General features: G+C 58.5%; 18 protein-coding genes. 10 read left to right on the top strand and 8 right to left on the bottom strand.

All coding sequences use genetic code 11. The features are described from left to right. Positions 1-65 precede the first annotated feature (65 nt). The 3 genes from M9827_RS10240 to M9827_RS10230 all read right to left on the bottom strand — a co-directional run bounded on the left by M9827_RS10240 (position 66) and on the right by M9827_RS10230 (position 1,520). On the bottom strand, positions 66-527 hold the full coding sequence (locus M9827_RS10240; protein WP_250605339.1) for a hypothetical protein: 462 nt from the start codon (positions 525-527) through the stop codon (positions 66-68). 59 nt (positions 528-586) lie between these two features. Continuing rightward, positions 587-1,018: a thioredoxin family protein gene (locus M9827_RS10235; protein ID WP_250605338.1), complete on the bottom strand. Its 432-nt coding sequence runs from the start codon at positions 1,016-1,018 to the stop codon at positions 587-589. A 94-nt stretch (positions 1,019-1,112) separates the two neighbouring features. After that, entirely contained in the window at positions 1,113-1,520 is a 408-nt protein-coding gene (locus M9827_RS10230; protein WP_250605337.1) for a hypothetical protein, read from the bottom strand. A gap of 424 nt (positions 1,521-1,944) precedes the next feature. Between M9827_RS10230 and M9827_RS10225 the strand changes: the two genes are divergently transcribed. The 8 genes from M9827_RS10225 (at position 1,945) to kdgK (ending at position 8,806) form a co-directional block, all read left to right on the top strand. After that, positions 1,945-2,793, top strand: coding sequence for a transporter substrate-binding protein (locus M9827_RS10225; protein ID WP_250605336.1), 849 nt, complete (start codon positions 1,945-1,947; stop codon positions 2,791-2,793). A gap of 51 nt (positions 2,794-2,844) precedes the next feature. After that, a complete protein-coding gene (locus M9827_RS10220; RefSeq protein WP_250605335.1) occupies positions 2,845-3,507 on the top strand; it encodes an amino acid ABC transporter permease in 663 nt (220 codons plus the stop codon). A 9-nt stretch (positions 3,508-3,516) separates the two neighbouring features. Further along, positions 3,517-4,179, top strand: coding sequence for an amino acid ABC transporter permease (locus M9827_RS10215; RefSeq protein WP_250605334.1), 663 nt, complete (start codon positions 3,517-3,519; stop codon positions 4,177-4,179). Continuing rightward, positions 4,176-4,967 (top strand): amino acid ABC transporter ATP-binding protein, encoded by a 792-nt coding sequence (locus M9827_RS10210; protein ID WP_007912331.1) that lies wholly within the window; start codon positions 4,176-4,178, stop codon positions 4,965-4,967. Before M9827_RS10215 ends, M9827_RS10210 begins: the two co-directional genes overlap by 4 nt. A 28-nt stretch (positions 4,968-4,995) precedes the next feature. Further along, entirely contained in the window at positions 4,996-5,385 is a 390-nt protein-coding gene (locus tag M9827_RS10205; protein WP_007912330.1) for a RidA family protein, read from the top strand. Positions 5,386-5,694: 309 nt separating this feature from the next. Continuing rightward, positions 5,695-6,459 carry an IclR family transcriptional regulator gene (locus M9827_RS10200; RefSeq protein WP_250605476.1) on the top strand — a complete coding sequence of 255 codons (765 nt, stop codon included), beginning with the start codon at positions 5,695-5,697 and terminating at the stop codon, positions 6,457-6,459. Positions 6,460-6,498: 39 nt separating this feature from the next. Further along, positions 6,499-7,713: an amino acid deaminase gene (locus tag M9827_RS10195; protein WP_250605333.1), complete on the top strand. Its 1,215-nt coding sequence runs from the start codon at positions 6,499-6,501 to the stop codon at positions 7,711-7,713. Positions 7,714-7,870: 157 nt separating this feature from the next. Beyond that, the gene (gene kdgK, locus M9827_RS10190; RefSeq protein ID WP_250605332.1) at positions 7,871-8,806 is read left to right on the top strand and encodes a 2-dehydro-3-deoxygluconokinase; all 936 of its coding nucleotides are present in this window, start codon (positions 7,871-7,873) and stop codon (positions 8,804-8,806) included. Between the two features lie 153 nt (positions 8,807-8,959). On the opposite strand, the gene M9827_RS10185 is transcribed toward kdgK, so the two are convergent. Both M9827_RS10185 and M9827_RS10180 read right to left on the bottom strand, forming a co-directional pair. Next, entirely contained in the window at positions 8,960-9,235 is a 276-nt protein-coding gene (locus M9827_RS10185) for a peptidylprolyl isomerase (RefSeq protein WP_007912322.1), read from the bottom strand. Between the two features lie 51 nt (positions 9,236-9,286). After that, a complete protein-coding gene (locus M9827_RS10180; protein ID WP_250605331.1) occupies positions 9,287-11,824 on the bottom strand; it encodes a PAS domain-containing hybrid sensor histidine kinase/response regulator in 2,538 nt (845 codons plus the stop codon). Positions 11,825-11,937: 113 nt separating this feature from the next. Here M9827_RS10180 and M9827_RS10175 point away from each other — a divergent pair, with 113 nt between their 5' ends. Together M9827_RS10175 and M9827_RS10170 are read left to right on the top strand one after the other, a co-directional pair. Next, positions 11,938-13,047 (top strand): PilT/PilU family type 4a pilus ATPase, encoded by a 1,110-nt coding sequence (locus M9827_RS10175; RefSeq protein WP_250605330.1) that lies wholly within the window; start codon positions 11,938-11,940, stop codon positions 13,045-13,047. A 135-nt stretch (positions 13,048-13,182) separates the two neighbouring features. Continuing rightward, entirely contained in the window at positions 13,183-16,950 is a 3,768-nt protein-coding gene (locus M9827_RS10170) for a hypothetical protein (protein ID WP_250605329.1), read from the top strand. A gap of 42 nt (positions 16,951-16,992) precedes the next feature. Here the strand turns inward: M9827_RS10170 and M9827_RS10165 are convergent, their stop codons facing one another. The 3 genes from M9827_RS10165 to M9827_RS10155 form a co-directional block, all read right to left on the bottom strand. Further along, entirely contained in the window at positions 16,993-18,948 is a 1,956-nt protein-coding gene (locus M9827_RS10165; RefSeq protein ID WP_250605328.1) for an acetoacetate--CoA ligase, read from the bottom strand. Between the two features lie 63 nt (positions 18,949-19,011). Further along, the gene (gene hbdH / locus M9827_RS10160) at positions 19,012-19,785 is read right to left on the bottom strand and encodes a 3-hydroxybutyrate dehydrogenase (protein ID WP_250605327.1); all 774 of its coding nucleotides are present in this window, start codon (positions 19,783-19,785) and stop codon (positions 19,012-19,014) included. Between the two features lie 7 nt (positions 19,786-19,792). Beyond that, on the bottom strand, positions 19,793-21,184 hold the full coding sequence (locus M9827_RS10155) for a GntP family permease (protein WP_250605326.1): 1,392 nt from the start codon (positions 21,182-21,184) through the stop codon (positions 19,793-19,795). Between the last annotated feature and the right edge of the window lie 15 nt (positions 21,185-21,199).

Raw genomic sequence — 21,199 nt, 5'->3', positions numbered from 1 at the left:
CGTTTCCAATGTGGGAGCGCGCCTGCTCGCGAATGCGTAGAAAGTTCAAGACTGCGGATTTTCCCTCAAACTCTGAAAAGCGATCGCCACCACGCGACAATTCCCGCCAAAACGTTGTTCGGTTTTCTTTTGTCCAGACTCAGCAGCACCAGACTGCCAAATTGCGAAGCAGCGACGCCGGTAGCGCCGTCTGCCTGGAGGGTGATCGTGGCTCTTGTCGTGCCGGGTGGCGCGAGGATCCAATCGGTCAACACTTGCCAATTTGAATCGTCTGTCAGCTCCAGCTCAAGTTCGTCGCCAGCAGGATGTAACGTCAAAACAACGCGAGCGGTGAAGTCGCGGGTAGTCTTCATTCTGGCGGACAGTGCATATTCTTCGGCTTCAGACTGGAAAAAGATCTCCTGACTGAGGAACCCGGGTGAGGCGATCATGCAGTCATCTTCATTAAAGCTCACGTGCTCTGGATGGGTCACTGACCAATGTTTTGCCCCCTCATAGAACTCGCCGTTCTTGATCAGATTCGTCATGTCCAACTCTCCCTGAGACTTTTTGGTTAACGCTGCTTCGAAACCTTCAGCCAGCCTGTTCAGCAGTGGCTGCGCAAGCGCGCACGCGCAACGGTGCGCAAAGTGCGAAGAGTCTGCCGCAGCCAAGGCAGATCATGTATTCGTTTACGGGGCGCAACGGGCGCTTTGGTCTTGCCGATGTGCTCGGCGAAATCCCGTGCGAGGGTTGCTTCGGTGCCGATGCCTTTGAGTTTTTTCACCAGTCTGCCGTTCTTGTAAAACAGCACGGTGGGCGTGCCGGTGACCAGCGGATGGCGTGGGGACTCGCTGGTATTGAGCATGTAGATATTGGCGCGGTGTCGGTACGGCTCGGCCGTCTGACGAAACACCGGACCGGCCCACTCGCAGGCGGGGCAATGTTCGTTAGCGAAATAGAGGATTACCGGGCGCCAGGTTTTCAGTGTTTTTCGATAGGTGGCCGGCAAGGCTTCGAAAGGGATTGTCGAGTTCATTGAAACTCCTCTCTCGGAATACAGCGCTGGTGCGTTCACGGTAAAAAGCGAGCTTTTGCGATGTGAAAGAACGCTCGCTTTTAATCGCGTTGGCTCAGAGCAACTTGGATAGCGTGATATCGCCGAAGTAAGAGCCGAGTTCATCAAACGTGCCATCATTGGATTCGGCTGTGACTTTGAACGCGAGTGTTGCAAGCGGCGCAGTGAAGATTTGCCATTGGAGTGTCCATTCCTGCTGTTGCCCGCCGACCTCAAGGTAAACCGGATCTCCTGTCGGAATGGGCTGAACAGTGATACGGCCAGCATAACCACGTAGTGTTTTCATTCTTGCAAACACCATAAATAGCCCGCCACCTCCGTTGCCCAGCTTAACGTCCTGACTGATGGAGTCAGGTGTGGCGATAATGCAGTGACCATTCACATAACTGACGTTTGTTGGATTTGTTGCGGTCCAGTGGTCGCCTTGATTGGCGAAATCACCGTTTTTAATCAGATTGGCCATTTCAAAAGTCCTTATTGAGATTTTGAGTTCGATTCCTGACCCGTTCGGTCCAAACCAGTAGGCCTATCAACTCACCGGTCAACAACTGTCAACTCTGACAGGTCGAGCCGCAAATCCGATGAACGGTCACCTGCACTCAGTCCGTTTTTCAAGTCCGATTCATTGCTCTATGTGTGCATCAATTGGTCGCGCACATGCCCTTGAATGTGACGTTACTTCCCAATTGATTGCCTTCAGTAGCGAAGGCCACCCTGCTATTGGGAATAGTCGCGCGGTGATCCGCCAGCTAAGTCTTTGAGCCAATTAATTTTTCCCGGTAACCGGGTTTTTCCGCCAAAGCTATGGCACACTTTCTGCTGTCTATTCCGTAGTAACAAACCGTGTTCCGGTATAGCGGAATAAACACCATCCTGGAGTGCTTGCCATGCATCGCCGTCCTTCGTTGTTCAAAGTGTGTGTTCTTGTTCTTGCGGCTTCGTCCGCTGTCATGGGTATGGCCCAGGCAGCCGACAGCAAGCTCGACAGTGTTCTGGCCCGTGGCAAGTTGATCGTGGGCACCGGCAGCACCAATGCGCCGTGGCACTTTCAGGGCGCGGACGGCAAGTTGCAGGGCTTCGATATCGACATCGCGCGGATCGTCGCCAAAGGTCTGTTCAACGACCCGAGCAAAGTCGAGTTCGTGGTGCAGTCGTCCGATGCGCGGATTCCCAACCTGCTCACCGACAAGGTCGACATGAGCTGCCAGTTCATCACCGTCACCGCCAGCCGCGCGCAGCAAGTGGCGTTCACCCTGCCGTACTACCGCGAAGGCGTTGGCCTCCTGCTGCCGAACAACAGCAAGTACAAGGAAATCGAAGACCTGCAAGCCGCCGGCGACAGCGTCACCGTGGCCGTGCTGCAAAACGTCTATGCCGAAGAGCTGGTGCATCAGGCGTTGCCAAAAGCTAAGGTCGATCAGTACGACAGTGTCGATCTGATGTATCAGGCGGTGAACTCCGGTCGCGCCGATGCCGCCGCCACCGACCAGTCCTCGGTCAAATACCTGATGGTGCAGAACCCTGGCCGCTACCGCAGCCCAAGCTACGCGTGGAGTCCGCAAACCTACGCGTGCGCGGTGAAACGCGGCGATCAGGACTGGCTGAACTTCGTCAACACCGCATTGCATGAAGCCATGACCGGCGTTGAATTCCCGACCTACGCGGCGTCATTCAAACAATGGTTCGGTGTAGATCTGCCGTCCCCAGCCATCGGTTTCCCTGTCGAATTCAAATGATCCCGTGAGAGTGGGGCGATTAAAGTCGCCCCGCTCAAGGTACTGCTGACCATGAACTATCAGTTGAACTTTGCCGCCGTGTGGCGCGATTTCGACACCTTGCTGGCGGGGCTCGGTCTGGGTCTTGAACTGGCGCTGGTGTCGATCGCGATCGGCTGTGTGATCGGCCTGCTGATGGCGTTTGCCTTGCTCTCCAAGCATCGCGCCTTGCGGATGCTGGCTTCGGTGTACGTCACGGTGGTGCGTAACACGCCGATTCTGGTGTTGATTCTGTTGATCTACTTTGCGTTGCCAAGCCTGGGCATTCGTCTGGACAAGATTCCCTCGTTCATCATTACGCTGTCGTTGTATGCCGGGGCGTACCTGACCGAAGTCTTCCGTGGTGGCTTGCTGAGTATCCCCAAAGGGCAGCGCGAAGCCGGGCTGGCCATCGGTCTCGGCGAGTGGCAGGTCAAGGCCTACGTCACCGTGCCGGTGATGTTGCGCAATGTCTTGCCGGCGCTGTCGAACAACTTCATTTCGCTGTTCAAGGACACCTCGCTGGCCGCCGCGATTGCGGTGCCGGAGCTGACCTATTACGCGCGCAAGATCAACGTCGAGAGCTACCGGGTGATTGAAACCTGGCTGGTGACCACGGCGTTGTATGTCGCGGCCTGTTACCTCATTGCCATGCTGCTGCGTTACCTCGAGCAGCGTCTGGCGATCCGCCGATAGGAGGCTGCGATGTACGAATCGCCCAGTTGGTTACATGAGTTGTGGGTGGCGCGCGAGCCGCTCTGGCAGGGCTTTTTGACCAGTGTGCAAGTGTCGGCGCTGGCGATCCTGTTCGGCACGATCCTCGGCGTGGTCACCGGTCTGGTGCTGACGTATGGCAAGTTCTGGATGCGCGCACCGTTCCGTTTTTACGTTGACCTGATTCGCGGCACACCGGTGTTCGTGCTGGTGCTGGCCTGCTTCTATATGGCGCCGGCACTCGGCTGGCAGATCAGCGCGTTTCAGGCCGGGGCCTTGGGCCTGACGCTGTTCTGCGGTTCCCACGTTGCCGAGATTGTTCGCGGTGCGCTGCAAGCGTTGCCGCGCGGGCAGATGGAGGCGAGCCAGGCCATCGGCCTGACGTTCTATCAATCCCTTGGCTACGTATTGTTGCCACAGGCGCTGCGGCAGATCCTGCCGACCTGGGTCAACTCGTCCACGGAAATCGTCAAGGCTTCGACCTTGCTCTCGGTGATCGGCGTCGCCGAATTGCTGCTCAGCACGCAACAGATCATCGCCCGGAACTTCATGACTCTGGAGTTCTACCTGTTCGCCGGTTTTCTGTTCTTCGTCATCAACTACGGCATCGAATTACTCGGCCGGCACATTGAAAAGCGGGTGGCCTTGCCATGACTCAAGCTCAAGTTTCCCCACAGAATCAGGCGTTGCTGGACATACGTGGCCTACACAAACAGTACGGCGCGGTCGAAGTGCTCAAGGGTGTCGACCTGAGCATGCAGCGCGGCAACGTGGTGACGCTGATCGGTTCCAGCGGTTCGGGCAAGACCACGCTGCTGCGTTGCGTGAACATGCTCGAAGAATTCCAGGGCGGGCAGATCCTGCTCGACGGCGAATCCATCGGCTATGACGAGGTCAACGGCAAGCGTGTCCGGCATGCAGAAAAAGTCATCGCCCGCCATCGTGCAATGACCGGCATGGCGTTCCAGCAGTTCAACCTGTTCCCGCATCTGACTGCGTTGCAGAACGTTACCCTGGGCCTGCTCAAGGTGAAGAAGATGCACAAGGACGAAGCCGTCGTCCTCGCGGAAAAATGGCTGGAGCGCGTCGGCTTGCTGGAGCGGCGCAATCACTTTCCCGGCCAGTTGTCCGGCGGTCAGCAACAGCGCGTGGCGATTGCTCGGGCGATTGCGATGAACCCGAGCCTGATGCTGTTTGATGAAGTCACTTCGGCCCTCGACCCGGAACTGGTTGGCGAAGTGCTCAACGTGATCAAGGGCCTGGCCGAAGATGGCATGACCATGTTGCTGGTGACCCACGAGATGCGTTTTGCGTTCGAGGTCTCGGACAAAATCGTTTTCATGAATCAGGGGCGGATCGAAGAGCAGGGGCCTCCCAAGGAACTGTTCGAACGCCCGCAATCGCCGCGTCTGGCTGAGTTTCTCAAGAGCACGCGGTTTTAACTTTCGTTTTGAATCAGGAGAAGTACCCATGAGCATTACCCGTTACGGCACCGGCAGCACCGCCGCGGGCGGCCAGCCCCGTCCCTTCGCTCGCGCCGTTGAAGCGGATGGCTGGCTGCATGTGTCCGGCCAGGTACCGGCGGTGGATGGCGAGATCATTGTCGGCGGCATCGTCGAGCAGACTCACCAGACCATGAAGAACCTGATCGCGATTCTCGAAGAGGCCGGTTATGGCCTGGAAGATGTCGTGCGTGCCGGGGTGTGGCTGGATGATCCACGGGATTTCAGCAGTTTCAACAAGGTTTTCGGCGAGTATTTCAAGCCTGAACACGCACCGGCGCGGGCCTGTGTGCAGGCGAGCATGATGGTCGATTGCAAGGTCGAGATCGACTGCATCGCCTACAAGAAGAAGGCTTGAAAATTGCTGTGTTGCTTAGGCCGCAGCCCCTCACCCTAACCCTCTCCCAAGGGAGAGGGGACTGATCTGTATCGATGTGGATTTTGCGTATGACGCTTACATTTACATCGATACGGCCAGGCTCTTTCTCTCTGGGAGAGGGGACTGATCTCCATCGATGCAGATTTTGGCGGCTGACCACAACATGTGCATCGATCCAGTCAGGCTCCCTCTCCCTCAGGGAGAGGGCGGGGGGTGAGGGCAGCAATCCAACTGACACAACACCAAGGGCCAGTTACCATCCGGCGACTTTGAATGGGAACCACTGAAATGACCGAAGACACCATCAAACGCCGGGCTCGCGGTCTGGACCGGGCGTTCGATATTCTCGATTTCCTCAAGGAGATCGGCCAGCCGCTGCGCCCCAACGACATCGCCAACGGCATCGGCAGCCCGAAATCCACGGTTTACGAACTGGTCGCTTCGTTGCTGGAACGGCGGATTCTGGAGCCGGTAGGCAAGGACGGTCATGTCTATCTGGGGCGGCAGTTGTACTTTCTCGGTCAGGCGCATTTGCGTCATTTCGACCTCAGCCGCGAGGCCGATCACGCCTTGCAGGAGATCGTCAGCCAGACCCATGAAACCGCGCAGATGTGCCTGCTCAACGGGCGTAAATACACGGTGGCACTGATGAAGGATGGCGAGCGGCATTTCCGTATTTCCTCCGACATCGGCGAAAACGCGCCAATCCCGTGGACGGCTTCCGGGCGCCTGCTGCTCGCGCACTTGAGCGATCAACAGATCATCGACCTGATCGACGAAGACGACTTCATCCTGCCCGACGGCGAACGTCTGCCGCTGGAACGCTTTCTCGCGGAGATCCGTCAGGCCGGCATCGACGGTTTCTTCTCCTTCGACAGTGTTGCCGACACCTTTACCCATTGCTTCGCCGCGCCGGTCAAAGACGCGCAAGGCGTGGCCATTTGCACCTTGTGCATCGTCGCGCCACGGGCCGATGCGAAAAACAATTACGACGACTATCGCCGGGTGCTGATCGAGAGCGCCAACAGCCTCGCCCGGCGAATCAACGAATAACCGCGGCTGCCTGCGGCTGCGAATGTGAGGAGTTCGACCATGACGACTGCCATCAATACTGCTGGGGAAAAGGGCGACGCTGCCATCGGCGCACACCTGGCGCGTGACGTCAGCCTGCCGGCGCTGGTGCTGCATCGCGCAGCGCTGGAACACAACATCCGCTGGATGCAGAAGTTCGTCAGCGACAGCGGTGCCGAACTGGCGCCCCACGGCAAAACCAGCATGACTCCGGCACTGTTCAAGCGTCAGCTCGACGCCGGCGCGTGGGGCATCACCCTCGCCAGCGCGACCCAGACCCGTGCGGCTTATGCCCATGGCGTGCGTCGAGTGCTGATGGCCAACCAATTGGTCGGCACCCCGAACATGGCATTGATCGCCGATCTGCTCGTCGATCCGTCGTTCGATTTCTATTGCATGGTCGATCACCCGGATAACGTTGCCGATCTCGGCGCGTACTTCGCCTCGCGCGGGGTGAAGTTGAACGTGATGATCGAATACGGCGTGGTCGGCGGCCGTTGCGGCTGCCGCAGCGAGCAGGAAGTCATCGAGCTGGCCAAGGCGATCAACGCACAACCGGCGCTGGCCCTGACCGGCATCGAGGGTTACGAAGGGGTGATTCACGGCGATCACGCGGTCAGCGGGATTCGTGAATTCGCCGCATCGCTGGTGCGTCTGGCGGTGCAGTTGCAGGACAGCGGCGCGTTTGCCATTGCCAAGCCGATCATCACTGCCTCGGGCTCAGCGTGGTACGACTTGATTGCCGAATCGTTCGAAGCGCAGAACGCCGCCGGGCGTTTTCTCAGCGTGTTGCGTCCCGGCAGTTACGTCGCCCATGACCACGGCATTTACAAGGAAGCGCAGTGCTGCGTGCTCGACCGCCGCAGTGATCTGCACGAAGGTCTGCGCCCGGCGCTGGAAGTCTGGGCGCATGTGCAGTCGCTGCCGGAGCCGGGTTTTGCGGTGATCGCACTGGGCAAGCGTGATGTTGCGTTCGATGCCGGGTTGCCGGTGCCGTTGCTGCGCTACAAGGCGGGTGTGGTGCCGGCGCTGGGCGATGACGTCGGGGCGTGCAAGGTTACCGCGGTGATGGATCAGCATGCGTTCATGACCGTGGCGCCGGGCGTTGAGTTGCGCGTGGGTGACATCATTTCCTTTGGTACGTCGCACCCGTGCCTGACGTTCGACAAGTGGCGTGTGGGGTTGTTGGTGGATGAACAGTTGTCGGTGATCGAGAGCATGGAGACCTGTTTCTAAAGCTTGAGACCGAGTTGCGGCCAATCGCTGGCAAGCCAGCTCCCACAAGGATTCATGTCGTTAACAGATCTTTTAATCAACACTGAGCCCTGTGGGAGCTGGCTTGCCAGCGATGAGGCCAGACCAGACATCCGCGAATCAACAGAGACAGCACAAAATGCACACCCTCAGCCCCCTCGGCCCGAACACCCCGCGCATCGCCCTGATCGGCGAATGCATGATCGAACTGCAGCAACGCGCCGACGGCAGCCTGCAGCAAAGCTTCGGCGGCGACACCTTGAACACCGCGGTGTACCTGTCCCGCGCGATGGGTGACAAGGCGCAGGTCGATTACGTCACCGCACTGGGCGACGACAGCTTCAGCGATGCCATGTGCCGGATCTGGACCAGCGAAGGCATCGGCCTCGATCGGGTGCAGCGCCTGCCGGGGCGCTTGCCGGGCCTGTACTGCATTCAAACCGATGCCAACGGCGAACGGCGCTTCCTCTATTGGCGCAATGAAGCCGCTGTCCGTGACTGTTTCACCACGCCGGCTGCCGCGCCGATTCTGGCCGCGTTGCCGGATTACGATGTGCTGTATTTCAGCGGCATAACTCTGGCAGTGCTCGGTGCGTCGGGCCGGGAAAAGCTGATCCAGACGCTGATCGAAGCGCGTCAGCGTGATGCGCGCATCGTCTTCGACAACAATTACCGGCCGCGCTTGTGGGCCTCGGTCGAAGAGGCGCGCGCGGCGTATCGCAGCGTATTGCCTTACGTTGATCTGGCGTTGCTCACGGTGGATGACGAACAGGCGCTGTTCGGTTTTGCCGATTGCGAGGCAGTGTTTGCCGCTTATACGCAGTTCGGCACGCCGGAAGTGGTGCTCAAGCGGGGGGCTGAGGCGTGTCTGATTCGCTGTGATGGCGAGGCTTTTGAGGTGCCGGCGCAGAAGGTCGAGAAAGTCGTGGACACCACGGCGGCGGGGGATTCGTTCAGTGCGGCGTATCTGGCCAACCGACTATCGGGAGGGAGTCCGGCGGAGGCTGCCGAGGCCGGGCACCTGCTGGCCAGCAAGGTGATTCAGGTGCCGGGAGCACTGATTCCCAGAACCTGAAATGCAATCCCTGTAGGAGCTGCCGAAGGCCGCGATCTTTTGATCTTGTTTTTCAAGATCGAGATCAAGATCAAGATCAAGATCAAAAGATCGCAGCCTCGTTTCACTCGACAGCTCCTACACAGCCCCTACACAGCTCCTGTGAGGAAAGTATTAATCGCGGTAAAACACCTGCACCAGGTGGTAGCCGAACTTGCTCTTGATCGGCCCATGCACCGTGCGCAACGGCTTTTTGAAAATCACCGCATCAATCGCCCCGACCATCTGCCCCGGCCGCACTTCACCCAGATCGCCGCCGCGCTTGCCGGACGGGCAGGTCGAGAATTTCTTGGCCAGCACATCAAACGCCTCACCCTTGGCGATACGTTGTTTGAGCTGTTCGGCCTCTTCGGCGGTTTTCACCAGAATGTGGCGGGCTTGGGCTTTCATCGTGCGGTACCTGATTACGGGGTGACGGCGGGGCGCGGATTATGCCTCAAGTCACAGGGTTTGGCTGATCATCGTGCGGATCTTGCTGGCCAGCAGCTCAATGGCAAAGGGTTTGGCGACCATGTCCATGCCGTCCTCGAGAAAGCCCTGACGCTCGGCGGCTTTCTGCGCGTAACCGGTCATGAACAGCACCTTGAGACCCGGCCGATGCTGACGAGCAATTTCCGCCAGTTGCCGGCCATTCATGCCCGGCAGGCCGACGTCGGTGACCAGCAGATCGACCCGTAGATCGGACTCCAGCAGCGGCAGGGCGGTCTTGGCATCTTCGGCTTCGTGGGCCTGATAACCCAACTCCCGGAGCAGATCGAGCACCAGCATGCGCACCGCCGGGTCATCCTCGACCACCATCACGGTTTCACCGGTCGCCGTCGCCGACGGTTGTTCAACGGCCACGATGGCCGGCCGTTCCGGTTCGACGCCGAACAAGCGCGGCAAGTACAAGCGCACACACGTGCCCTGGCCCGGCAGGCTGTCGAGGCTGACATGGCCACCCGACTGCTGGGCAAAACCATAAATCATCGACAGCCCCAGCCCGGTGCCCTGGCCGATCGGCTTGGTGGTGAAGAACGGATCAAAAGCCTTGGAACGCACCGAGGGCGTCATGCCGGTGCCGTTGTCGCTGACCGCCAGCATCAGATAATCACCGGCCTTGACCGGTTCTAGCGTGGTGATATCGCTGCCGTCGAGATAGACGTTGGCCGTCTCGATCAGCAGCTCGCCGCCATCGGGCATCGCGTCGCGGGCATTGATGACCAGGTTGAGCAGGGCGTTTTCCAGTTGGCTGACGTCGGTGCTGACCGGCCACACATTTTCGGCCAGACGCAGGGTAAGTTCGATTGGATCGCCTTTGGTGCGGCGGATCAGGTCTTCCAGCGAATGCACCAGTTCATTGACATCGAGGGTTTTGCGATCCAGTGACTGGCGCCGCGAGAAAGCCAGCAAACGATGGGTCAGCGCCGCCGCACGGTTGGCCGATGACACGGCGGCTTCGGTGAAACGGCCAATCTCGTCAGCCCGACCATCGGCGATGTAGCGCTGCATCAAATCCAGACTGCCGATGATCCCGGTGAGCATGTTGTTGAAGTCGTGGGCGATACCGCCGGTGAGCTGGCCGACAGCCTCCATTTTTTGCGCGTGGCGCAGGGCATCTTCGGCGCGCTCGCGTTCGAACATCTCGTTCTGCAAACGCTGGTTGGCCTGGGCCAATTGTTCGGTACGGGCGCTGACCCGTTCTTCCAGGGTTTCGTTGAGATTGCGCAGTGCTTCTTCGGTTTTCTTGCGCTCGGTCTCGTCGATCACAAAGATATAGAAACCGCTGATCGCGCCGTCGGCGGCGTAGCGCGGCAAGTAATTCATCAGCGCGTGGCGATTGCTGCCATCGCGGTGCGGGGTGTACAGGCTGAACGAACAGGGTCTGCCGGCCAGCGCCTCGGCAATGTAGGGCAGGCGCAGGAAGTAGGCTTCTTCACCGATGACTTCGCGAATGGTGCGTCCGTAGAGTTCCTGGGGCGTGAGGCCGTACCAGTCCAGATAGGCCGCGTTGTTCAAGCGGAAGCGCTCTTCACAGTCGACATAACTGATCAGGATCGGCATGGCGTTGATGATCAGTTGCAGTTCGGTCTGACTTTGGCGCAACGCCTGTTCGGTGTGTTTACGCTCGGTCAGATCCAGCGCCGCGCCGAGAAAACGTATGGGCCGTCCGTGATGATCCTTGTAGCAGCGCCCGCGGGCGAACACCCAGCGCACCTCGCCATCGCCTTGCTGCAAGCGATATTCCTCAGCGTATTCGGTGCCGTGGGTGATGCAGTGTTTGATGCTGCGCGCAATCATCGCGCGGTCTTCGGGGTGCACGCCCTGCAAGTAATCGCTGATCGGCAACTGGCTGGCGAGGGCGGGATCGACGCCATGCAATTGGGCGAAATGCGCATCGGCAATAAAGCGGTCTTCGCCGATGTCCCAATCCCAGGTACCGACGGCATCGGTCGCGGCCAGGGCCAGTTGCAGGCGCTCCTCGGTTTCCCGCTGGGCCTTGAGGCTTTCGTCGGAGCGGCGCTGCAGTTCCAGAGCGATGCGGCGGCGTTCGTTGGTTTCGATGGCGGTGACCAGTATTCCGGCGACTTGCGCGGTTTCATCGCGGATCGGGCTGTAGGTCAGATCCAGCCAAAAGTCAGACTCTTGGCCGTCCCGTTGCAGGGTGAAGCGCCTTTCGCTGTAGGTGCGCACCTGGCCTTGTAGGACGGCGCTGTAAATCGGGTCGGTAAAGTCGCGAAGTTCTGGCCATATCTGGTGCGCAGGCTGTCCGAAAGCGTGCGGATGCTTGTGGCCGGCGAGCAGGGCGAAGCCATTGTTGTAGATCTGCGTGAGTTGCGGGCCCCACAACAACAGCATCGGCATTGGCGAGTGAATCACGATGTCCACCGCGGTGCGCAGGCTCTGCGGCCAGTTGCCGGCAGCGCCCAGCGGGCTGCGGCTCCAGTCGGTGCGGGCGATCAGTGCCTGCGCGTCATCGGTGTTCGGTACAGCATTCATTACATCAGTCCTGAGCGTGGTTCGGTGAGGCGCCGTCTATCATTGTTGCAGTTGATCTGCGCCAGGCGCAGGCCATTGTCTGTTCATTGAATGCTTCGCGGGTGTTTTTTGCCATGGAAATCGATGCGCTGTTGTCAGTTTTGTCCAATAAAAACGGTTCGGACCTGTTTCTCTCCACGGGAGCACCGCCCAGTGCGCGTGTCGACGGCGTACTCACAGCGCTGAGCGAACGCCCGTTCAAGAACGGTGAAACCGCCGCCATTGCTGCCTCCCTGATGGACGCCGAGCAACGGCGGGAGTTCGACCGGGATCTGGAAATGAACCTGGCGATTTCGCGAGCGGGCATCGGGCGTTTCCGCGTCAACATCTTCAAGCAGCGCAACGATGTATCGATCGTCATTCGCAATGTCAAACTCGACATCCCGCGTTTTGCCGATCTGAAATTGCCGCCAGTGCTGCTCGACAGCGTCATGCTCAAGCAGGGGTTGATCCTCTTTGTCGGCGCCACCGACTCGGGTAAATCGACGTCGCTGGCCGCGCTGATCGACCATCGCAACCGCCACAGCAGCGGGCACATCATCACCATCGAGGATCCGATCGAGTACATCCATCGCCACCAACGTTCGATCATCAATCAGCGGGAAGTCGGCGTCGATACGCGCAGCTTCCACGCGGCCCTGAAAAACACCCTGCGCCAGGCACCGGATGTGGTGCTGATCGGCGAAATCCGTGACCGCGAAACCATGGAACATGCTTTGGCGTTCGCCGACACCGGGCATCTGGTGCTCTCCACACTGCACGCCACTAATGCCAATCAAGCACTGGACCGGATCATCAACATGTTCCCGGAAGAGCGGCGGCCGCAGTTGTTGCAGACGCTGGGTAATAACCTGAAAGCATTTATCTCACAGCGCTTGGTGCGCACTGTCGATGGCCAACGAAGAGCCGCTGTCGAGGTGTTATTGGGCACGCCAACCATCGCTGACGTGGTTCGGCGCGGGCAGTTCGAGGAACTCAAACCGATAATGGAAAAGTCCACTGAACTGGGCATGCAGACCTTTGATGCAGCGCTGTTCACATTGGTCGCCGAGGGTGCGATAAGTGCGCAGGAAGCTTTGAAAAATGCAGATTCGGTTAATAATCTGAAGTTGCGGATAAAACTTGCGGGGGAGGCAAGTGATAGTAATGATTCACTGTCAGAGGGTTGGGGGCTCATGGATTGAATGTCGGGTATTTTTCTTGTAAACGTCTGGCAAGAAATAATGGCTCATATTTTTTAAATGGATTGCTTATATCAAAGAACGTAGAACGTCATCGCGCTGAAGTTGTCAGCGAACTAACTTGATGAGGTTCTAATAATGAATGATAAAACCAGGGGTAAGATATTCTGGTCGTCGGCTGTTGCTCTTTCCGAATGGAAGCACAGAACTGAAGCCGATGCTGTTGAACGCCAATTGGTCCTGGCCGAGCTGGAAGCAGCGTTAAACAAATACACAGATGGTCAAAAGATCAATTGGTACGCGCATGAAATAGAACTGCAGGCCGGATCCTCTTTGTACGAAATGTATAACCCCGGCCAGCTTCAGCTCAACGGTCTGCTTGATACCGGCCCGGTCATCGGTGCGCTTGCCCGTGAAAACGCGCGCGACCATAACGGACTCATACGCGTCACGGCTGACGGCAAGATGGAAGTCCGTGTCGCAGCGGGCTGGGTGGATCTGGTCGCGGCCCGTCACTTTGAATTCAGCGAGCCGACACAGACCACCTTGGCGTTGATTTCGGATATCGCTCGGGTGGCCGGCGGTTATATATGGCCTGACAGCGATATAACACTCGATCAATGGTTTCGCTTTCATGACATAAGGTTGCCCGATAACAAGGCGAAAACCCGCGAACTGATCGCCTTGTTCAAGTTTGATCCTCAAGTGAAAGAGCCAGGCGACTACTGGGAGCATTTCCAGACAGAAAATCAGGCACTTGTCATATTGTCTGAAGAGCAGTTCTCAGCTATTCGCAATGCGACGGCGAAGTTGATGCCGTGGAATAAGCTGCTGACAGCTTTGTACAATGTTACCGGTCGCGCTACTGTCTCGCATGAAAATGCGGCGCAACTTGTTGTCGAATTCGTCAATCATCCGGTGGCGCAGATTCTTGCCGGCAAATATCTGAAAGAGCTGGGCTGGTTCGGTGCGAACATGGAGCAGGAGGTGTCTGCTGACATCCTCGCGCAATTGCTGATGACGGCGATGCTGCTTGATCTGGATGCGTCGATCGGGCATGACATACAGCGCAACCACGTTGCCGGAATTGATCTTTATGCGCCGGGCAATGTTGACCGTCACCCGGCGGTCGTTCGTGACGAGCTGACCGCTTTTCTGCAAACCCGGAAATGGGTCGAAGCGGGGTTGGAACCGTTGCTGGCTCACCTGTTACTGGCACGCAACGCGCCAGAGTTTCTGGTCAGGGAAATTCCACCGTCGATTACCCTCGGCTCGATTGGCTGGGTCAATTTCTGTCGTGCCGTCATGCTGATCGAGTCTTTCAAGACCGGCGCCACGCGGTTATTGACCTATGCGCAGATCATGGCTTATGGCGAACTTGAACCGGTCAGCGAGTCACAGCAACACAAGCGCGACCTGGCCATGATCGACCCGATCGTCGATTGGGCGCTGATCAATCAGATCGTGACAACTGCGGAACTTGAGCAAAACGAGGAAACCGCGAGCCGACGTGCGATTGAGGCGTTCGAACAACACTCGGACACGTTTGCTCAAATCGCCAAGGCTTTTTCGACGCCGTTACCCGACAGAGCGAAGATTGCACGTACGGCTTTGCAAATCGCGGCACCGGGTTGCGACACCCTGGACGAAAAAGCACTGTCCGAAAAAGGCGGGCAGCAGGTCATGTCCATGGTCGACTTGCATCAGTCAGGTGATCTGGTCACCGGCGAGTGGGACCGACGCACTGTGCGCCTGATCACTAACGGTATTGCCAGCCCGCCCATCAACTACAACCCGTCCGGCGTCAGCCTTTACACGCGTTATCCGAACCTGTTGAAACTTGGCTCCTGTGATGAGGAGATGGATCGTCAGCTGGCCGTGCATTTCGATGATTTGAACAGCGCCATGTTGTCCACCGTAAAACTGGCTTTGGCGCAGATGCCAGAGGCGGATCTGCAAATCTTCATGAATGCCGATATTCACTTCCTGACGGTGCGCGAGTCCGCCGTTTATTCTAAGTCGCGTCGCTTGAGTGGCCCCCTGAACATCGATCTTCCACAGGAAACACGACAAAGCAGAGACGCCGCCACGGGACGTTTTGGCATTGTGATGTATGCGTCCCACGCGAATGCCGACGTCTGCTATGAGCTGTTTACATCGCGGGGAGAAACCCGAAAAAATGACGCCTTGGCGGCTTTCATCAAGCGAGAGAATAAACTGCAACAACGTTCACGAATGAGCGCGGCAGCGAATATGACGCTTCCACTGAGTATCACAGAGACCCAAAGCCTCCCGCTTGATGTCAAACGCTATACCCATGCCGCAGCGCAAGATTTTTCGATCACCAGCAGCATGGCCATCCTCGATTATTTTGGCGTGCTGGAGGGGCCGCAAACGCCTGCGCCGCAAAAATCAGGGTTCTATCAAAAATTCAACGACCCGAATATCAAACGTATTGCCGGGTTTCTGGTTGAAAACCGACCCTACCTGAATAAAAACGAGCTCAGAGAAATAGTCCGCGTACCGACTCCACTTGAACTCTCCCGGGAGGAGGGCGAGCGGCTGGTGACTTATTTCATCGACTTGGTGGTGCCTTTCAAAAGATGCATCGAAGATATTGCCTCGGGTGAACATGACAAAGTAGTGGATGGCATTTACGGATGTTTGATGGATGGCATCGGTCTTGTCGGAACGGTGGCGGGCGCCGCTTCCAAAGTGTTGAGCATTTCGGCCAAGGCGATTTCAGCGACTTCCAAAGCTGCGCGTTTTACCAGATTGGCATTCACCTCGGCCGTTTCCCTCTTTAACCCGTTGGATGGTGTGCCTTCCGGCATACAGGCGGGCGGCAGACTGGTGAACAAGGGCTTTTTGCGTTTCAGCAAGAACAGCCATGACATTGTTGCCAAGGCGAACAGCCAGCTGCACAAACTCAGTGGTCGTCGGCAATCCTATGATCTGATCAGTGCTTCAGAGAGTAAACATCTGGGCGTAGGGCACTGGCAGCCACATGGCACCCCCGGCAATGCCGCCGCCGTGCTGGCTGCACGCAGTGGCAACAATTGGTACGCCTTGAACCGCCGTGGCAATCTCTGGGGTAAACCACTGACAGGCTTCACCTATCAGGCACCTCTGCAGTTGCCGTATTCACCCAGGACACTACCGTCGAGCTATACGCGTAACTTCATCGAAAAAAGTCTGCCCCGGGCTCGGGCGAAGATTGACAACGCCATCGACGTCATCAGTCGACACGAATTCAAGCGAGATGGCGATCTGCTGATGAAGGCATTGTTCGGTAACACCTCATCGGTCGCCACTGATCGACTGGTGAATTATCTGCGCCTGATTCGCTTTGATTTCGCTGGCTTCTCGATGAGCAACACAATTCTCGATGCAGTGAAGCAAAACGAGACGATCGCCTCGTTTGATGTGAACAATTACAAACGTTGGAAAAGTGCCACTTCCAGCGACGCGAATGGCATTGCGTTTGTCGAGATTTATACTCAGAACCTCAACAAACACTTCGTCAACCTGGGCTTCAACCATGACGTGGTGGCAGATGACCTGATCCATGAACTGTTCCATGGCAGTGCGCAGACTGCCGATGTTGGCTACGCCACTGACACCGAGCATACAAGCGATAGCGGGCAGCGACTGGACGTGGCGCCACTGCTGAATCTGGCGTCCGGCAACTTGCCGGTGGCGGATTCGATCGCGAATTACCATGCGGTGTCCGAGGCTTTCGAGAATGCTGACTCTTTGGCAATAGCCACCTCCTTGCTGAGTCAGATGGCTACGGACAAACCTGCCTTTGACGGCAACATGACGATCATTCGCAGCGCACTCGAAGCCAGCGGGGGGAACGCGATTGTTCAACCGGTTGTGATCACGCTGAACAAGCCCCTCTGACGCCAGGCGCTGACGCTTGTTGTCAACGCGTCAGCACCGGGTTCAAACGTTCAGTTCCGGCCGATCCCGAAATTGCTCCAGCGCTTCGGGGTTGGCCAGCGCATCGGTGTTTTTCACCGGCCTTCCGTGTACCACCTCGCGCACGGCCAGTTCGACAATCTTGCCGCTGATGGTGCGTGGAATGTCCTTCACCGCCACGATCTTCGCCGGTACATGCCTAGGGGTGGTATTGGCGCGGATCACCTGACGGATGCGCTGCTCCAGCGCCTCATCCAGTGCCACGCCTTCGCGCAACTTCACAAACAGCACCACCCGCACGTCCTCCTGCCACTGCTGACCGATGGCGACGCTGTCCAGCACGTCGGCGACTTTCTCGACCTGACGATAAATCTCCGCCGTGCCAATGCGCACGCCACCCGGATTGAGCACGGCGTCTGAACGGCCATGGATCAGCATCCCGCCGTGAGGCCGTTGTTCGGCGTAATCGCCCTGGGCCCAGACCCCGGGAAACAGGCTGAAATACGATTGCTGCAGTTTTGCTCCATCCGGGTCATTCCACAGGCCGATCGGCATGGCCGGGAAATGCCGGGTGCAGACCAGTTCGCCTTTTTCACCAACCACCGGCTGACCGGCGTCGTTCCAGACTTCAACGGCCATGCCCAGGCTCTTGCCCATGATCTCGCCGCGCCGCACGGAGGACAGCGGATTGGCGTTAACGAAGCACGAAACGATATCGGTGCCGCCTGACATCGACGCCAGGCATACATCCGGTTTCAGGTCGCGATAGACAAAATCGTAGCTCTGCGGCGACAGCGCCGAGCCGGTACACAACAGCGTCTTCAGGCTACCCAGGTCGTGGGATTCGCGGGGCTTGGCGCCGCTGCTTTCCAGGGTGGCGAGAAACTTGGGGCTGGTGCCGAATACACTGATGCGCTCGTCGTCGATCAAATCCAGCAAACGCTGGTTGTCCGGGTGAAACGGCGAGCCGTCGTACAGCACCACGGCGCTGCCGACCGCGAGTGCCGAAACCAGCCAGTTCCACATCATCCAGCCGCAGGTGGTGTAGTAGAAAAGTCGATCGCCCGGGCCGAGATCGCAGTGCAGGCCGTGTTCCTTTACGTGTTGCACCAACACACCGCCGGTGCCGTGGACAATGCATTTCGGCACGCCGGTGGTGCCGCTGGAATACAGCACGTACAGCGGATGATTGAACGGCACCGGGATAAAGTCCGGTTCACCGCCGACCTGATAAAAGTCATCCCACAACGTCACTTCGGCGTGAGTCCTGTAAGCCTCGACACGAGCCTGCGGCCGGGCGTAAGGCACGATGATCAACTGTCTCAGCGTTGGCAGTTGCTCGAGTATTCCGTTGATCTTGTCAGTCTGATCGATGGCTTTGCCGGCATAGCGATAACCGGCACAGGTGAGCAGCACCTTGGGTTCGATCTGACCGAAGCGGTCGATCACCCCGTGGGTGCCGAAATCCGGCGAGGAACACGACCAGATCGCACCGAGGCTGGTGGTGGCGAGCATTGCCACCAGGGTCTGCCAGGTATTGGGCATGCACGCGGCGACACGATCGCCGAGACCAACGCCTGCTGCCTGCAAGCTCGCTTGAAATCCGGCGACATGCTCAGCGAGTGCGGCCCAGGTCAACTGTTCGCGTTGACCGTTCTCCGCCACGCTGATCACCGCCACCGCATCGTCACGCCGGCGCAGCAGGTGTTCGGCGAAGTTCAACGTGGCGCCGGGAAACCACTCGGCGTCGGGCATCTTCGGGCCTTCTCGCAGCACCGCATCCGGCTGCGTGTGAAAGCGGATATCGAAGAACTCGACGATCGCCTGCCAGAACGCCTCGCGCTGCTCGACGCTCCATTGGTGCAGGGCAGGGTAGTCGTCGAGGTTCAGTGAATGACGTTGATTGACCGCGCGACGGAAGGTGTCCATGCGCGACTGAGCGATACGGTTGGCGTCGGGTTGCCAGAGAATATCGGACATTGTTTGCCTCTTGTTTTATTCATGCACAAGGTCGAGCGCACCCACAGAGGGGGAATGGCTGTGCTATTGGGCCAGCCAGCCACCATCAATATTCCACGCCGCCCCGCGCACCTGGCTGCCGGCCTCGCTGCACAGGAACAGCACCAGTTCGCCCAGATGCTGCGGCGTCACGAACTCCAGCGACGGTTGCTTCTCGGCCAGCAGATCATGCTGCGCCTGTTGCGGGTCGACGCCTTTGGCCGCACGGTCATCGATCTGCTTCTGCACCAGCGGCGTCAGCACCCAGCCCGGGCAGATCGCGTTGCAGGTGACGTTGCTGGTCGCGGTTTCCAGGCCGACCACTTTGGTCAGGCCGATCACGCCGTGCTTGGCGGCGACATACGCCGCTTTGCCGGTCGAACCGACCTGGCCATGCACCGACGCAATATTGATGATCCGCCCCCAGCCCTTGGCGCGCATCCCCGGCAGGCTCAGGCGCGTGCTGTGAAACACCGAAGACAGGTTGATGGCAATGATCGAATCCCAGCGCTCGATGGGGAATTCTTCCACGGCGGCGACATGCTGGATGCCGGCGTTGTTGACCAGAATGTCGACACCGCCGAACTCGCGCTCGGCGTAAGCAATCATGTCGGCAATCTGTGCCGGATCACTGACATCGGCAGGATGATGGCCGACCTTGCCGCCGAACTGCGCGACTTCGGCGATGACTTGAGACGCATCGCCAAACCCGTTGAGAATCAGATTCGCGCCAGCCTTGGCCAGGCTCAGTGCGATGCCCAGACCAATGCCGCTGGTGGAACCGGTCACCAGCGCGGTCTTGCCGGAAAGAGTCGTCATGAATACCTCACACAATGCCAGTGGCGTAGAAAGTGCCGATCACTACGAAAACCGCCAGGGTCTTGATCAGCGTAATACAGAAAATGTCTTTATAGGCTTCGCGGTGGGTCAGGCCCGTGACCGCGAGCAAGGTGATGACCGCGCCGTTGTGCGGCAGGGTGTCCATGCCGCCGCTGGCCATTGCGGCGACGCGGTGCAGCACTTCCAGCGGAATATTCGCCGCGTGGGCTGCACTGATGAACTGCTCGGACATCGCCGCCAGCGCAATGCTCATGCCGCCCGACGCGGAACCGGTGATACCGGCAAGCAGGGTCACGGTGATAGCTTCGTTGACCAGCGGATCGGGAATCTGCTTGAGCCAGTCCGCCAGCACCAGAAAGCCTGGCAGCGACGCGATCACCGCGCCGAAGCCGTACTCGGAAGCGGTGTTCATCGCCGCCAGCAACGCGCCGCTCACCGCGCTTTTGCTGCCTTCGGCAAGCTTGCTGCGAATCGCCTTAAAGCCGAATGCCAGCACCATCAGAATGCCGACCAGCAACGCCGCCTGCACCGCCCAGATCGCCGTCAGTTTGGCGATCTCGGTGGTGACCGGAGCCGCCATGCCCGGCAACGCGAGGCTGTGGGTCTTGCCGTACCACTGCGGAATCCATTGGGTGAACAGCAGGTTCATGATGCCCACCGCCAGCAACGGCGACAGCGCAATCCATGGGTTCGGCAGCTTCAGATCCTCGGCGGTTTCCGGTTCGTTGCGCAATTCGGTGCCGTAGCCTTCGCCAGCACGCTGGGCCTTGTTGCGTTGACGCTGCAGAAACAGCATGCCGGCGCAGAACACGAAAATCGTGCCGATCACCCCCAGCCACGGCGCCGCCCACGCGGTGGTGTTGAAAAAGGTACTGGGGATGATGTTCTGGATCTGCGGCGTGCCGGGCAGGGCGTCCATGGTGAACGAGAAAGCGCCGAGGGCAATGGTCGCCGGGATCAAGCGCTTGGGGATATTGCTCTGGCGGAACATCTCGGCGGCAAACGGATAAACCGCGAAGACCACCACGAACAGCGACACGCCGCCATAAGTGAGCAGGGCACAGACCAGCACGATCACCAGCATCGCTTGCTTGGTACCGAGCAGGCGAATGGCCGCCGCGACAATCGAACGGGAGAATCCGGACAGTTCGATCAACTTGCCGAACACGGCGCCAAGCAGAAACACAGGAAAATACAGTTTGATGAAGCCGACCATTTTCTCCATGAACACCCCGGTGAACGCGGGGGCGACGGCGGAAGGGTCGGTGAGCAGGACTGCGCCGAGGGCGGCAATCGGGGCGAAGAGGATAACGCTGTAGCCACGGTAGGCGGCGAGCATCAGCAGCGCCAGGGCTGCCAAGGCAATGATCACACTCATGGTGTGTCTCTCCAG

It is taken from the genome of Pseudomonas sp. AKS31 (assembly GCF_023634765.1).
Taxonomy (GTDB): Bacteria; Pseudomonadota; Gammaproteobacteria; order Pseudomonadales; family Pseudomonadaceae; genus Aquipseudomonas.
Note: the sequence above shows the minus strand (reverse complement) of the source record. Positions and strands in the feature narration are given on the sequence as shown.

Bases quoted from the DNA above. Each gene is read 5' to 3' on its own strand.
- M9827_RS10175 (WP_250605330.1), top strand. From the start codon at position 11,938: ATGGAAATCGATGCGCTGTTGTCAGTTTTGTCCAATAAAAACGGTTCG.
- M9827_RS10225 (WP_250605336.1), top strand. From the start codon at position 1,945: ATGCATCGCCGTCCTTCGTTGTTCAAAGTGTGTGTTCTTGTTCTTGCG.
- M9827_RS10200 (WP_250605476.1), top strand. From the start codon at position 5,695: ATGACCGAAGACACCATCAAACGCCGGGCTCGCGGTCTGGACCGGGCG.
- M9827_RS10230 (WP_250605337.1), bottom strand. From the start codon at position 1,520: ATGGCCAATCTGATTAAAAACGGTGATTTCGCCAATCAAGGCGACCAC.
- M9827_RS10215 (WP_250605334.1), top strand. From the start codon at position 3,517: ATGTACGAATCGCCCAGTTGGTTACATGAGTTGTGGGTGGCGCGCGAG.
- M9827_RS10210 (WP_007912331.1), top strand. From the start codon at position 4,176: ATGACTCAAGCTCAAGTTTCCCCACAGAATCAGGCGTTGCTGGACATA.
- M9827_RS10195 (WP_250605333.1), top strand. From the start codon at position 6,499: ATGACGACTGCCATCAATACTGCTGGGGAAAAGGGCGACGCTGCCATC.
- M9827_RS10220 (WP_250605335.1), top strand. From the start codon at position 2,845: ATGAACTATCAGTTGAACTTTGCCGCCGTGTGGCGCGATTTCGACACC.
- kdgK (WP_250605332.1), top strand. From the start codon at position 7,871: ATGCACACCCTCAGCCCCCTCGGCCCGAACACCCCGCGCATCGCCCTG.
- M9827_RS10170 (WP_250605329.1), top strand. From the start codon at position 13,183: ATGAATGATAAAACCAGGGGTAAGATATTCTGGTCGTCGGCTGTTGCT.
- M9827_RS10235 (WP_250605338.1), bottom strand. From the start codon at position 1,018: ATGAACTCGACAATCCCTTTCGAAGCCTTGCCGGCCACCTATCGAAAA.
- M9827_RS10155 (WP_250605326.1), bottom strand. From the start codon at position 21,184: ATGAGTGTGATCATTGCCTTGGCAGCCCTGGCGCTGCTGATGCTCGCC.
- M9827_RS10185 (WP_007912322.1), bottom strand. From the start codon at position 9,235: ATGAAAGCCCAAGCCCGCCACATTCTGGTGAAAACCGCCGAAGAGGCC.
- M9827_RS10180 (WP_250605331.1), bottom strand. From the start codon at position 11,824: ATGAATGCTGTACCGAACACCGATGACGCGCAGGCACTGATCGCCCGC.
- M9827_RS10240 (WP_250605339.1), bottom strand. From the start codon at position 527: ATGACGAATCTGATCAAGAACGGCGAGTTCTATGAGGGGGCAAAACAT.
- M9827_RS10205 (WP_007912330.1), top strand. From the start codon at position 4,996: ATGAGCATTACCCGTTACGGCACCGGCAGCACCGCCGCGGGCGGCCAG.
- M9827_RS10165 (WP_250605328.1), bottom strand. From the start codon at position 18,948: ATGTCCGATATTCTCTGGCAACCCGACGCCAACCGTATCGCTCAGTCG.
- hbdH (WP_250605327.1), bottom strand. From the start codon at position 19,785: ATGACGACTCTTTCCGGCAAGACCGCGCTGGTGACCGGTTCCACCAGC.